We start from the raw sequence: 13,141 nt of genomic DNA on the forward strand, positions 1-13,141 counted from the left end.
TTTGAATGTGGTGTCCCAGGGCCGGTTCGAACGGCCAACCTTCCCCTTAGGAGGGGGATGCTCTATCCAATTGAGCTACTGGGACAAATGACAGCCGCAGCGCTAAAGGCGCGGCGACGGACGGCGTGCATGTTAACGGCCGAGGTGGGTTTTGTCATGTCGTCCGTGGGCTTTTTGAGTGTAGGTCGATGCCAGCCTTACTTATCCTGCCTTGACCCCGCAAACACGGGCCTGTGAGGCCATCGTGCAAAATGCACTCCCCCAAAACGCCATCATTGCAAATTGCAACATTCCAGTCACTTAAAGTAGACTCAAGTACTTGTTTTTATTGAATAAATAGATTGGCACGACACCTGCAATACTTCTCCTACAAACCCAACAAGCCACGGCGTTAAGCGGAGAACATGACCATGAACAGTGCCCTTCTGTTAGCCCTCAACACCGTAGCCTTGGCTGCATTACTGATGTTTCACTTTCAATCGACCGGCAGCAATGACCCTGCGCAGATCAGCCAGGCTGTGCCACATCATCTGCAACAACGCCCGCAACTGGCGGTGATGACACCTAATGCACAATCCCCCGTGCGCCTGACCCAAGACACTCAGTCCGCACCCGCCTCTGAACACTGGGTTTTCTGAGGAAGCTTTGATGAGCAAATTTGCCTGGCTGTTTTTGTGCCTGACCGCAATAACAGGGATTCTGGGCCTGAATGCCGAATCCCACGACAGCCAAACCACTGCATTTATCGCCAGCGGCGTCTTCGCCAGCCTATGGCTGCTCACCCTGATCGTGGGTCGACGCATCAAATTCGACCCAGTACTGCGCTAACTCCCTCGCCTACCTTATGTCGCCTCCCCCTCGCTAATCGGCAAATTGCCACTAGTCTTAAACTTAAGGGCAAAAGGCCACTTTGCTATAGGATGTGCGGCCTCAAACCCTGTGGTGGCCTGGACTTACGGGAAGTTCCTTCGCAGATTCACGCGTTGAAAAGTTTTCCAACCAGTCCGCAAAAATGCAAATGAGTGCTGGCATAAAGCCTTTAGGCAGTTCAATATTTGTCACAGAATTGACGCCAAGGAACTGGCAAATCTGAGGCATGATGCGGCCTCTTTGCAATTCAGGTTGAACATTTGGCTGCAAGCCTTGTCCTAACACACATCTTGCGGCCAATTCCAAAAACCGCTCCCCTGAACTAACCGGTTAAATATATGCGCCCATTGAAACAGGCAATTTATTCCAGCCGTACGGCTGACAAGTTCGTCGTACGTCTGCCAGACGGAATGCGGGAACGCATTGCCGAGGTGGCTCGCAATCATCACCGCAGCATGAACTCCGAAATCATCGCGCGCCTGGAACAAAGCCTCATTCAGGAAGGTGCGTTGGGCGAAGAGTTGAGCATGCGCCTGGACAGCCCCGAGCTGTCGCTGCACGAACGCGAACTGCTGCAGCGTTTTCGTCAGCTCTCCCACCGCCAGCAAAATGCTCTCGTCTCGCTTATCGCGCACGACGTTGAGGCGGCCGCAGAAGCCAATTGATCTGCAACTGAAAGCCGAAGCCAGCCATGTGCTGGCTTTTTTTTGCGTGGGATTTGGGAAGAAGTGTTGAGGCGGGGGCAGACTTGCCCCCGCAGGGTGGAATCAGAGCAGGAAGATCGTTGCCAGGCCCAGGAAGATGAAGAAGCCACCGCTGTCGGTCATGGCCGTGATCATCACACTGGCACCCATTGCCGGGTCGCGCCCAAGACGGGCCAGGGTCATCGGGATCAACACCCCCATCAAAGCCGCCAGCAGCAGGTTGAGGGTCATGGCGGCGGTCATCACCACACCGAGCGACCAACTGCCATACAGCAAGTAGGCCACCACACCGATCACCCCACCCCACACCAGGCCGTTGATAAGACCTACCGCCAACTCTTTGCGCAGCAGGCGCGACGAGTTCGCCGTACTCACTTGGTCCAGCGCCATGGCGCGCACAATCATGGTAATCGTCTGGTTACCCGAGTTGCCGCCGATCCCGGCCACAATCGGCATCAGCGCAGCGAGCGCCACCAGCTTCTCGATCGAACCTTCGAACAAGCCAATAACCCGCGACGCGATAAAAGCGGTGATCAGGTTAACGGCCAGCCACGCCCAACGGTTATGCAGCGAGCGCCAGACCGAGGCAAAGATGTCTTCCTCTTCACGCAGACCCGCCATGTTGAGGACTTCGGTCTCACTCTCTTCACGAATCAGGTCGACCATTTCATCGATGGTCAAACGGCCGATCAACTTGCCGTTCTTGTCGACCACCGGCGCCGAGATCAAGTCATAACGCTCAAACGCCTGGGCTGCCTCGTAGGCGTCTTCATCCGGGTGAAAACTCACCGGATCACTGGCCATGACGTCGGCCACTTTTTTCTCAGGGTCGTTGACCAGCAGGCGCTTGATCGGCAGCACGCCCTTGAGAATGCCCTCATAGTCGACCACAAACAGTTTGTCGGTATGGCCTGGCAATTCCTTGAGACGACGCAGGTAACGCAAGACCACTTCCAAACTGACGTCTTCGCGGATGGTGACCATCTCGAAGTCCATCAGCGCGCCAACCTGATCCTCGTCGTAGGACAGCGCGGAGCGCACACGCTCACGCTGCTGGCCGTCGAGGGCCTCCATCAGCTCATGGACAACATCACGGGGCAGTTCGGGGGCCAGGTCGGCCAGCTCGTCGGCGTCCATCTCCTTGGCCGCAGCCAGGAGCTCGTGATCGTCCATGTCGGCGATCAGGGTTTCACGGACCGAGTCGGATACTTCGAGCAGGATGTCGCCGTCGCGGTCAGCCTTGACCAACTGCCAGAGGGTCAGTCGATCATCCAGTGGCAACGCTTCGAGAATGTAGGCGACGTCGGCGGAGTGCAGGTCGTCGAGCTTGCGTTGCAGCTCAACAAGGTTTTGCCGATGAACCAGGTTTTCGACCAGGTTGTTGTTCGGGCCGTCCTGGCGATGCGTAAGGTCTTCGACCACACGCTGGCGCTGCAGCAGCTCGATGACTTGAGCCAGGCGATCCTGCAGGCTTTCTTGTGTTTTCTTTACTTCTACTTCGGTCATAGGCGAACTCCACTCCCAGCAGCGGGGCACGCCGGAAGGATCAATCAGTCAATTCATGATTGGTAAAGCGGGGTACTGAGCAACTACTGGGTAAGTCCATGGAGGTATTCCACAAGCCCCGGCGGGGCTGACGGGCGCAATGATACACCGCCCGGCCACTTTAAACGTCAAAAAACTGGAAAGAACAAGCGCTTGCGAGCCAAAGCTGAGCATTGGCTGCATCTATGAACTGCGACGACGCAGTGGAGAAGGAGAACACATGAAGGCGAGAGAAAAAGAAAAAATCCTACACAAACCCCAGACGGCAAAAAGCCCGCACTAGGCGGGCTTTTTGTTTGTATGGTGCACTCGACAGGATTCGAACCTGTGACCGCTCGGTTCGTAGCCGAGTACTCTATCCAGCTGAGCTACGAGTGCAGATTGTGTTTTTAGACCAGATCACAACTGGTTGTAACCGAATCACCTGCATTACTGCAACTGACTCTTAAATGGTGCACTCGACAGGATTCGAACCTGTGACCGCTCGGTTCGTAGCCGAGTACTCTATCCAGCTGAGCTACGAGTGCATTTGTTGCCGCGCATTATAGGCCGTTCAATCTCTATGTAAAGCTATTTTTTCGTTAATTTTCAACAACTTAGCGAAAAAACCAGATTGCAACGTACTAAGCAAATAATGGCGGAGAACGGGGGATTCGAACCCCCGACACCCTTTTGAGGTGTACTCCCTTAGCAGGGGAGCGCCTTCGGCCACTCGGCCAGCTCTCCGCAACACGGGGCGTATATTAACCACGTTCATCCCCGTTTGCAAACATAAAAAACGATAAAAATTAAAGGCTTGGTTCTTCGTCCTTCTCTTTCTTGATCCGCAGGTAGATTTCCTCGCGGTGTACCGCTACCTCTTTCGGAGCGTTAACCCCGATACGCACTTGATTGCCTTTGACGCCGAGCACGGTCACGGTGATTTCGCCATCACCGATAATCAGGCTTTCTGCGCAACGACGAGTCAGAATCAGCATACCTTTCTCCTCACGCATTTCAGTTCAGGAACAACAGTCTGCAAAAAAAAGGCCTTCGACCTACAACCCAAAGGCCATAGCCCTACCCGCCTAAGTATTGTCGAGCGCACGCAAAAGAACATGCGTCCTACAAAAAAAGGAAAGGCGCGGTAAACCGCGCCTTCCTGGCACTTCGTCACTCGCCCTGTCGGGCCGGAGCGTCCAGCTCAAAAGCGGTATGCAGCGCGCGTACAGCCAGTTCCAGGTACTTCTCTTCGATCACCACCGAGACCTTGATTTCCGACGTGGAGATCATCTGGATGTTGATGCTTTCCTTGGCCAGGGCCTCGAACATGCGGCTGGCAACGCCCGCGTGAGAGCGCATGCCCACACCCACGATCGACACCTTGGCGATCTTGGTATCACCGACCACTTCACGGGCGCCGATCTCCTTCGCAGTGTTCTGCAGGATCCGCTCCGCCGCATCGTACTCGTTGCGGTGCACGGTGAAGGTGAAATCGGTGGTGTTATCGTGCGAAACGTTCTGCACGATCATGTCGACTTCAATGTTCGCGCCGCTGATCGGGCCCAGAATCTTGAAGGCCACGCCCGGGGTGTCTGGCACGCCACGGATAGTCAGCTTGGCTTCATCACGGTTGAAAGCGATACCGGAAATGATCGGCTGTTCCATGGATTCCTCTTCATCAATAGTAATGAGGGTGCCCGGACCCTCTTTGAAGCTGTGCAATACGCGCAGCGGAACGTTGTACTTGCCGGCGAATTCCACCGCACGGATCTGCAACACCTTGGAACCGAGGCTGGCCATTTCCAGCATCTCTTCAAAGGTGATCTTGTCCAGGCGCTGAGCCACGGACACCACTCGCGGGTCAGTGGTGTAGACGCCGTCCACATCGGTGTAGATCTGGCATTCATCGGCCTTCAGCGCCGCTGCCAGCGCCACGCCGGTGGTGTCCGAACCGCCACGCCCAAGGGTGGTGATGTTGCCCTGCTCGTCCACGCCCTGGAAGCCCGCTACAACTACCACGCGACCGGCTTTCAGATCCGTACGGATTTTCTGATCGTCGATCTGCAGGATGCGCGCCTTGGTGTGCGCGCTGTCGGTCAGGATGCGCACCTGGCTGCCAGTGTAGGACACCGCCGGCACACCGCGCTTGTTCAGCGCCATGGCCAGCAAGGCGATGGTCACCTGCTCGCCGGTGGACACGATCACATCCAGCTCACGCGGGAGCGGCTGTTGATCGCCACTGATTGCCTTGGCCAGATCGATCAGGCGATTGGTCTCGCCGCTCATGGCCGACAGCACCACCACCAGGTCGTCGCCGGCATCGCGGAATTTCTTAACCTTGTCGGCCACCTGCTCGATTCTTTCGACAGAACCGACCGAGGTGCCTCCAAATTTCTGTACGATCAAAGCCATTTCTAAGCCGCCTCAGCCCGTAAAGGGGCGCCTAATATCCAATCAACCAGCACCGAACAGGCCCGTGACTAGACCACGGGCCGGTTAACAGTGCCTTAAATACCTGCCTCGACAAACGGCACGGTCAGGGCCAGGGCTGCGTCCAGGCTGCCGGCGTCTACACCACCGCCTTGCGCCATGTCCGGACGACCACCGCCCTTCCCGCCCACTGCCGCGGCGGCTTGCTTCATCAAATCACCGGCCTTGAGTTGGCCAGTCAGGTCCTTGGTTACACCGGCAACCAGAACGACCTTATCCTCATGGACACCGCCGAGCAGGATCACTGCGCGGCCGAGCTTGTTCTTCAACTGATCGACCAAGGCCAACAGCGCCTTGCCGTCCTGACCGTCCAGGCGTGCAGCCAAAACCTTCACATCCTTGACGTCCACCGCCGAAGCCGACAGATCGTCGCCCGCCGCGCTGGCTGCCTTGGCTTGCAACTGCTCCAGCTGTTTCTCCAGGGCGCGGTTGCGCTCCAGCACAGCGGACAGTTTGTCGATCAGGTTGTCGCGGCTGCCCTTGACCAGGCTGGCCGCTTCCTTGAGTTGTTCTTCTGCCGCATTCAGGTAGGCCAGGGCCGCAGCGCCGGTGACCGCCTCGATACGACGCACACCGGACGCCACGCCACCTTCGCTGATGATCTTCAGCAGGGCGATGTCGCCGGTACGGTTGGCGTGGATACCGCCGCACAGTTCTACCGAGAAGTCGCCGCCCATGCTCAGTACGCGCACGCTGTCGCCGTACTTCTCGCCGAACAGCGCCATGGCGCCCTTGGCTTTTGCAGTCTCGATATCGGTTTCTTCGGTTTCTACCGCCGTGTTCTTGCGAATCTCGGCGTTGACGATGTCTTCCAGGGCCTTGATCTGCTCCGGCTTGATCGCTTCAAAGTGGCTGAAGTCGAAGCGCAGGCGCTGGCTGTCGACCAACGAACCCTTTTGTTGCACGTGATCGCCCAGTACCTGACGCAGCGCAGCGTGCAGCAAGTGCGTGGCCGAGTGGTTCAGCGAGGTGGCGTGACGCACATCGGCGTCCACCTGTGCATCCACCGGCGAACCGACGGTGAGGCTGCCCGAAGCCAGCACACCGTGGTGCAGGAATGCGCCGCCGGTCTTGGTGGTGTCGCGCACGTCAAAACGACCGGACGCGGCTTTCAGGAAACCACAGTCGCCAATCTGGCCACCGGACTCGGCGTAGAACGGCGTCTGGTCCAGGACCACCACACCGTCGTCACCTTCATTCAGTACGTCAACCGACTGGCCTTCTTTATAGAGGGCAACCACTTTGGCCGAACCGTTGGTGGCCTTGTAGCCGGTGAACTCGGTGGCCACGTCAACCTTGACCAGGCTGTTGTAGTCCATACCGAACGAGCTGGCCGAACGAGCGCGCACACGCTGGGCTTCCATCTCACGTTCGAAACCTTCCTCGTCGAGGGTCAGGTTGCGCTCACGGGCGATGTCGCCGGTCAGGTCCATCGGGAAACCGTAGGTGTCGTAGAGCTTGAACACCACGTCGCCCGGCACCACGGTGCCTTGCAGGTTGGCAAGGTCTTGCTCAAGGATCTTCAGGCCCTGTTCCAGGGTCTTGGCGAACTGCTCTTCTTCGGCCTTCAGTACGCGCTCGATGTGCGCCTGGTTCTGCTTGAGCTCCGGGAAGGCTTCGCCCATCTCGGCCACCAGCGCCGCGACGATCTGGTAGAAGAAGCTGCCGTTGGCGCCCAGCTTGTTACCGTGACGGCAAGCACGACGGATGATGCGACGCAGCACATAGCCACGGCCTTCGTTGGACGGCAACACGCCGTCGGCAATCAGGAAGCCGCAGGAACGGATGTGGTCAGCGACGACTTTCAGCGACGCCTGGTCTTCATTGGTGCAACCAATGGCCTTGGCTGCCGCGGCCAGCAGGCTTTGGAACAGGTCGATCTCGTAGTTGGAATGCACGTGTTGCATCACCGCACTGATCCGCTCCAGGCCCATGCCGGTGTCTACCGACGGCGCTGGCAACGGATGCAACACGCCATCGGCGGTGCGGTTGAATTGCATGAACACGTTGTTCCAGATCTCGATGTAACGGTCGCCGTCTTCCTCTGGCGAGCCCGGTGGGCCACCCCAGATGTCGGCGCCGTGGTCGTAGAAGATCTCGGTGCACGGGCCACACGGGCCGGTATCGCCCATGGTCCAGAAGTTGTCGGAGGCGTACGGGGCGCCTTTGTTGTCGCCGATGCGCACCATGCGCTCTGCCGGCACGCCGACTTCCTTGGTCCAGATGTCGTAGGCCTCGTCATCGCTGGCGTAGACGGTGACCCAGAGTTTTTCCTTCGGCAGCTTCAGCACGCCGGTGAGGAAGGTCCAGGCGAAGTTGATCGCGTCTTGCTTGAAATAATCGCCAAAGCTGAAGTTGCCGAGCATTTCGAAAAAGGTGTGGTGACGGGCGGTGTAGCCGACGTTTTCCAGGTCGTTGTGCTTGCCACCGGCGCGGACGCATTTCTGGCTGCTGACGGCGCGGGTGTACGCGCGCTTTTCCTGGCCCAGGAAGCAGTCCTTGAACTGGTTCATCCCCGCGTTGGTGAACAGCAGGGTTGGGTCATTGCCTGGGATCAAGGAGCTGGAGGAGACACGGGTGTGACCTTGCTCTTCGAAGAAGCGAAGGAAGGCTTCACGGATTTCTGCGCTTTTCATTAGGTTCTTCCACGGAGGCTGCGGCCAAAGGCCAGTGCGCAACATCATCAGACGGAGCGACGGCAAAGGGCCGCATTATATCGGCCCTTTGCCGGTGGTACAGCGTGTTTATACGATTGAAACGTTCAATTAGACGGTCTGCACTGTCATTTCCGCGAAAATTCGACGAATGTCTGCGCGACCTGCTCGATCTGCGCCCGGCTGACATCCAAATGCGTGACCATGCGCAGGCGCGGGGCGGCGCTCAACGTGATCCCGCGTTCGGCGGCAAACGCCTTCAAGGCCTGGGCCTGGTCACCGATCTGCACGTAGACCATGTTGGTCTGCACCGGCTCCACCTCATAACCGGCCTGGCGCAACGCATCGCCCAGCCATTGGGCATTGGCGTGGTCGTCGGCCAGGCGCTGAACCTGGTGATCCAGGGCATACAACCCCGCGGCCGCCAACGAGCCGGCCTGGCGCATGCCGCCGCCGACCATTTTGCGCAGGCGCCGGGCCTTGGCGATCAACGCCGTGGAACCGCACAGCACCGAGCCAATCGGCGCGCCAAGGCCTTTGGACAGGCACACCGACACCGAATCGAAATACTGGGCAATCTCGCGTGCATCCACGCCGAGCTTGACCGCTGCGTTGTAGAGCCGCGCGCCATCCAGATGCAGGGCCAGATCATGCTCGCGGGTGAACGCCCGTGCCTTTGCCAGGTAATCCAGCGGTAATACCTTGCCTTGCATGGTGTTTTCCAGCGCCAGCAAGCGGGTGCGGGCGAAGTGGAAGTCGTCGGGCTTGATCGCCGCCAGTACCTGGTCCAGGTCCAGTGAGCCGTCGGCCTGCACGTCCAGGGGTTGCGGCTGGATCGAACCGAGCACCGCCGCGCCACCGCCCTCGTATTTGTAGGTATGGGCCTGCTGGCCGACGATGTATTCCTCGCCGCGCTCACAGTGGGCCATCAACGCCAGCAGGTTGCTCATGGTGCCGGTCGGGACGAACAACGCAGCGGCAAAGCCCAGGCGCTTGGCCAGCTCGGCTTCGAGGTGATTGACGCTGGGGTCTTCGCCATACACGTCATCGCCGCTGACGGCAGCAGCCATCGCGTCCCGCATGCCGGGGGTGGGTTGGGTCACGGTGTCGCTGCGCAGGTCGATCACAGACATGAAACAAGCCTCTGAAGGGTTGAGTAAGTTCCTTTTGAGTGTGATTACTGCGGGCAATGCCACGGAATATCAAGCCCCCATTGCATTCAATCGAATACCAACCAAACAAACCGATATAGGTTATCGATACGGCAATCGTGCAGTTTTCGAAAAAGCGTGTTAAAAACTCTCCGCCGCCAGGGTTCTGGCGGCAACGTTCTCAGGGCGGGGTGCAATTCCCCACCGGCGGTAATTACACGCAATGTGTATAGCCCGCGAGCGCTTGGCGCCTCGAACTGCTCCGGCAGGACGGCGACAAGGTCAGCAGACCCGGTGTGATCCCGGGGCCGACGGTCATAGTCCGGATGAAGAGAGAACGGGATTGGCACCTAAGGGCCGCTCGTCTTGCGTACCCTTAAATCCCATTCGATTCATAACGCCCTGTTTTTTTCTTAAACAGGAGTCAGAACATGCAACCCACCGCAATCGACAGCAAAAGCAAAAACCACCACGGCGAGCGCGTCGCGTTTATCCAGGCCTGCTGGCACAAGGATATTGTCGACCAATCGCGTAAAGGTTTCCTTGCCGAAATGATCGCCCAGGGCTACCAGGAATCGGACATCGATTTCTTCGAAGTCGGCGGCGCCTTTGAAATGCCCCTGCACGCCAAGCTGCTGGCCAAGACCGGCCGTTACGCCGGTATCGTTGCTGCCGCGCTGGTGGTGGACGGTGGCATCTACCGCCACGAATTCGTCGCCCAATCGGTGGTCAGCGGCCTGATGCAGGTGCAGCTGGAAACCGAAGTGCCGGTGTTCTCGGTGTCGCTGACCCCGCATCACTTCCACGCGGGCAGCGAACACCATGCGTTCTTCCACGATCACTTTGTGCACAAGGGCCAGGAAGCCGCGCGCACCTGCGCCGACACCCTGCACAAGGTGCGTGCGATCCGTCGCAGCGAGCCACGGGCTGTAGCCGTCTAAGAGACACAAAAAACCCGGTGTAAAAGCCGGGTTTTTTCTTTTTCAGGCCAGGCCAGCGTCCGTGGTCGGCACAATCAGTATCCCCGCTCGCAAACCATTCTTCACCTTCGGGTTCGGGAAGATGATGCGCGCACCCTCCTCCTCAATCACCCAACGGGTCTTGGCCACGTCCTCAGCCAACAAATAGCCCTGCGCCAACGGCGAGAAGTTTTCCACATCCGCCGGCAGGTGCATCAGGAACGAATCACTGTGCTTGATGACTTCACGGGACACGGCAAACAGTTGCAAGCCATCCAGGCTTTCGGTTTGCGGCTCGGAGCCTTCGATGATCTGCTTCAGGCGGGTTTCCAGGCGGGACACGTCCACGCCCTGGTTCTGCCCGAACGGCCTTGCCTTACCCAGTTCGAGGGTGAAGGCTTCGGCCTCTAGCTGCTCGTAGGTAAACGCGGTGAAGGTGATCGAGGTCTTGTTCTGCAACAGCACCGCTTCCATGCCGGCAGCGCGCAGGCGGGCCAGTTCATGGCGCGAATGCTGACGGCCTTCCTTCCACGGGTACAACGCGAACTGCTCGATCTTCGAGCCACGAATGGCCGTGTGCAGGTCGTAATGCAGGCGTGAACGACCAGGCTGGCTGAAAAAGCTACGAGCCAGCTGCTCAAGCTCGGCGGCACGCATGGCCTCGGGGCCGATGTTTTTTTCGTGGCGCCCGTTGAACAGCCGGTTGACGTCAAGTTCCAGGTAACGCTCGCCGCGGCGCATGGCCTCGGGGTTGCCGAACAGGAACAGAATACGGGTACGGGGTTTGATCTCCCCGCGGGCAATACCATGCAACAGGCGGTCGAGCAGTTCGATCGGCGCGGTTTCGTTGCCATGGATGCCGGACGACAGCAACAGGTCGCCGCCATTGTCCTTCGCTTCAGGTGGGCGCACTTCAAGCGCGCCTTCGCTGAGCCAGCGCATCTGCACGCCGTCGACAGTCAGTTGAATTTTTTGCGCCGGTTCGCGACCGGCGAGGGTCAGTTCAAGCAGTTTGCCGAGGGCGAGCATACGCAGCTTCCTTAGTGGTTGCAGCCTGGGCCGTGGACGTGATCGTCGTCATCACCTTCAACGTCGGCCGGTTCCATTTCCAGTTGCAGGCTCATCAGGTTGGTGGCCAGTGGGCGCATCAGCAGGTTGGCGTACTCGGCGTCACCTTCTTCCACGTCCACGCCGATCAGCAGTTGGCCACGGCCGTCGTGCTGGATCCAGATCTCCTTGCCCTGCCAGACCACGGCGACGCGGGTGCAGGAAGTTTCCAGCTGGGTGCCGTCGGTGTCTTCAAGAATCAGTTTCAGGGTGTCGGTGGTCATAAATAGCTCTCAGCCATGCGGCGTTTAATTGATCTGGAAAGGATAAACAGCGCCCAGTTTAAGGATTTGCGTCAGTTCATCCAGTGCCGTCCGGCATTCAAGCAGCAATTGCGGGTCAGCCAAGTCGCTTTCGCGCAGGCTGTCGCGGTAGTGCTTGCCTACCCACTGAGTCAGTGTTTCGTACAACGGCGCTGTCATGATAACGCCTGGATTCACCGCCGCCAGTTCCGTTTCGTTCAACGCCACACGTAAACGCAGGCACGCCGGGCCGCCGCCGTTCTGCATGCTTTGCTTGAGGTCGAATACCTTCACTTCGCGGATCAGGCCACCGGCGGCAGTCAGGCTTTGCAGGTACTGCCAGACGCGCTCATTAGCACGGCACTCTTCCGGCACAATCAGCAGCATCGAGCCGTCAGCGCGACTCAACAATTGGCTGTTGAACAGGTAGGAACGTACCGCGTCTTCGACACTGACCTGGGCGCGGGGCACGCAGACGGACTGGAAGTTGCCGCCCAACTTGCCCAATTTGCCTTGCAGTTCGGCGAGCATCTGCTCGGTATTGAGAAACGCGTCCTCGTGATAGAACAGCACTTCGCCGTTGCCGACCGCGATGACGTCGTTGTGGAACACGCCGGCATCGATCACTGCCGGGTTCTGCTGGGCGTAGACCACGCCGTCATCCTTCAAACCGTGCAGGCGTGCGACGGCCTGAGAGGCTTCAAGGGTCTGGCGCGCCGGATATTTCTGCGGCGCCGGGTAACGGGGATCGAACGCGCTGCGACCAAACACAAAAAATTCGACGCCCGCTTCGCCATAGTCACGGCAGAAGCGCGTGTGGTTGGCCGCGCCTTCATCACCGAACTGCGCCACCGCCGGCAACGCCGCGTGATGGGCGAAGTGTTTATCATCGGCAAACATCGCGCCCAACACACGGCTGGTGGTCGGGTGCTCGATGCTGCGGTGGTATTTGCAGTTGAGGTTGGCGGCGGTGAAATGCACGCGGCCGTCAAAGGTGTCGGCGCTTGGGCTAACGGTGGCGGCATTGGCCACCCACATGCTCGATGCGGAGCAGCTCGCGACCAGCAACGGCATCGCATCCTTGGCCGCTTGCTGGATCACTTGGGCGTCGGTGCCGCTGAAACCCAGGCTGCGCAAGGCGGCCACATCAGGACGTTCCTGAGGTGCCAACACCCCTTGCACAAAACCCATGTCCATCAGGGCTTTCATCTTCTGCAGGCCCTGCAACGCCGCTTCCTTGGGGTTGGAATGCTGCTGGCTGTTGCTCTGGGACGCGACGTTGCCGAAGGACAAACCGCCGTAGTTATGGGTCGGCCCCACTAGACCGTCAAAATTGACTTCATAGGATTTCATCGGCGAGGCTCCACGAACATCTGTTTTTATAGGCTTCAAATGACTTCAATCCACCACCGCTCAATGTGGGAGCTGGCTTGCCTG

The 13,141-nt window shown here is 58.7% G+C and carries 12 protein-coding genes, 4 tRNA genes and 1 riboswitch; of the genes, 4 read left to right on the forward strand and 12 right to left on the reverse strand.

Annotated elements, in window-relative coordinates:
• Positions 1–8: 8 nt before the first annotated feature.
• Positions 9–85: transfer RNA gene (locus ACP7BX_RS24060), tRNA-Arg, on the reverse strand.
• Between the two features lie 325 nt (positions 86–410).
• Between ACP7BX_RS24060 and ACP7BX_RS24065 the strand changes: the two genes are divergently transcribed.
• The 3 genes from ACP7BX_RS24065 to ACP7BX_RS24075 all read left to right on the forward strand — a co-directional run bounded on the left by ACP7BX_RS24065 (position 411) and on the right by ACP7BX_RS24075 (position 1,535).
• Entirely contained in the window at positions 411–638 is a 228-nt protein-coding gene (locus ACP7BX_RS24065) for a hypothetical protein (protein WP_033901293.1), read from the forward strand.
• A 10-nt stretch (positions 639–648) separates the two neighbouring features.
• Positions 649–828 carry a PA3371 family protein gene (locus tag ACP7BX_RS24070; protein WP_426131618.1) on the forward strand — a complete coding sequence of 60 codons (180 nt, stop codon included), beginning with the start codon at positions 649–651 and terminating at the stop codon, positions 826–828.
• Between the two features lie 380 nt (positions 829–1,208).
• Complete coding sequence (locus ACP7BX_RS24075; RefSeq protein WP_003193592.1) at positions 1,209–1,535, forward strand: Arc family DNA-binding protein; 327 nt, start codon at positions 1,209–1,211, stop codon at positions 1,533–1,535.
• 102 nt (positions 1,536–1,637) lie between these two features.
• Here the strand turns inward: ACP7BX_RS24075 and mgtE are convergent, their stop codons facing one another.
• The 8 genes from mgtE to ltaE all read right to left on the reverse strand — a co-directional run bounded on the left by mgtE (position 1,638) and on the right by ltaE (position 9,378).
• On the reverse strand, positions 1,638–3,080 hold the full coding sequence (gene mgtE, locus ACP7BX_RS24080) for a magnesium transporter (protein WP_033901295.1): 1,443 nt from the start codon (positions 3,078–3,080) through the stop codon (positions 1,638–1,640).
• A gap of 340 nt (positions 3,081–3,420) precedes the next feature.
• Positions 3,421–3,497, reverse strand: a tRNA-Arg gene (locus tag ACP7BX_RS24085).
• Positions 3,498–3,569: 72 nt separating this feature from the next.
• Positions 3,570–3,646 (reverse strand) — tRNA-Arg (locus ACP7BX_RS24090).
• A 108-nt stretch (positions 3,647–3,754) separates the two neighbouring features.
• Positions 3,755–3,845 (reverse strand) — tRNA-Ser (locus ACP7BX_RS24095).
• 62 nt (positions 3,846–3,907) lie between these two features.
• Positions 3,908–4,096: a carbon storage regulator CsrA gene (gene csrA / locus ACP7BX_RS24100; protein ID WP_003175645.1), complete on the reverse strand. Its 189-nt coding sequence runs from the start codon at positions 4,094–4,096 to the stop codon at positions 3,908–3,910.
• Positions 4,097–4,271: 175 nt separating this feature from the next.
• Positions 4,272–5,513 (reverse strand): aspartate kinase, encoded by a 1,242-nt coding sequence (locus ACP7BX_RS24105; RefSeq protein WP_010208327.1) that lies wholly within the window; start codon positions 5,511–5,513, stop codon positions 4,272–4,274.
• Positions 5,514–5,608: 95 nt separating this feature from the next.
• Positions 5,609–8,227: an alanine--tRNA ligase gene (gene alaS / locus ACP7BX_RS24110; RefSeq protein ID WP_314532519.1), complete on the reverse strand. Its 2,619-nt coding sequence runs from the start codon at positions 8,225–8,227 to the stop codon at positions 5,609–5,611.
• A gap of 146 nt (positions 8,228–8,373) precedes the next feature.
• Positions 8,374–9,378 carry a low-specificity L-threonine aldolase gene (gene ltaE, locus ACP7BX_RS24115; protein WP_426131615.1) on the reverse strand — a complete coding sequence of 335 codons (1,005 nt, stop codon included), beginning with the start codon at positions 9,376–9,378 and terminating at the stop codon, positions 8,374–8,376.
• Positions 9,379–9,569: 191 nt separating this feature from the next.
• Positions 9,570–9,739: riboswitch (FMN riboswitch) on the forward strand.
• Positions 9,740–9,827: 88 nt separating this feature from the next.
• On the opposite strand from ltaE, the gene ACP7BX_RS24120 reads away from it, so the two are divergent.
• Complete coding sequence (locus ACP7BX_RS24120; RefSeq protein WP_016979790.1) at positions 9,828–10,337, forward strand: 6,7-dimethyl-8-ribityllumazine synthase; 510 nt, start codon at positions 9,828–9,830, stop codon at positions 10,335–10,337.
• Positions 10,338–10,379: 42 nt separating this feature from the next.
• On the opposite strand, the gene astE is transcribed toward ACP7BX_RS24120, so the two are convergent.
• The 3 genes from astE to astB are packed head-to-tail and all read right to left on the reverse strand — an operon-like array spanning position 10,380 to position 13,057.
• Positions 10,380–11,384, reverse strand: a complete 1,005-nt coding sequence (gene astE, locus ACP7BX_RS24125) for a succinylglutamate desuccinylase (protein ID WP_426131613.1) — start codon at positions 11,382–11,384, stop codon at positions 10,380–10,382.
• A gap of 11 nt (positions 11,385–11,395) precedes the next feature.
• On the reverse strand, positions 11,396–11,686 hold the full coding sequence (locus ACP7BX_RS24130) for a hypothetical protein (protein WP_003214319.1): 291 nt from the start codon (positions 11,684–11,686) through the stop codon (positions 11,396–11,398).
• Positions 11,687–11,710: 24 nt separating this feature from the next.
• Positions 11,711–13,057: an N-succinylarginine dihydrolase gene (gene astB, locus ACP7BX_RS24135; RefSeq protein WP_426131611.1), complete on the reverse strand. Its 1,347-nt coding sequence runs from the start codon at positions 13,055–13,057 to the stop codon at positions 11,711–11,713.
• Between the last annotated feature and the right edge of the window lie 84 nt (positions 13,058–13,141).

It is taken from the genome of Pseudomonas sp. DWP3-1-3b3, from assembly GCF_049896305.1.
In the GTDB taxonomy this organism is placed as follows: Bacteria; Pseudomonadota; Gammaproteobacteria; order Pseudomonadales; family Pseudomonadaceae; genus Aquipseudomonas; species Aquipseudomonas azotoformans_A.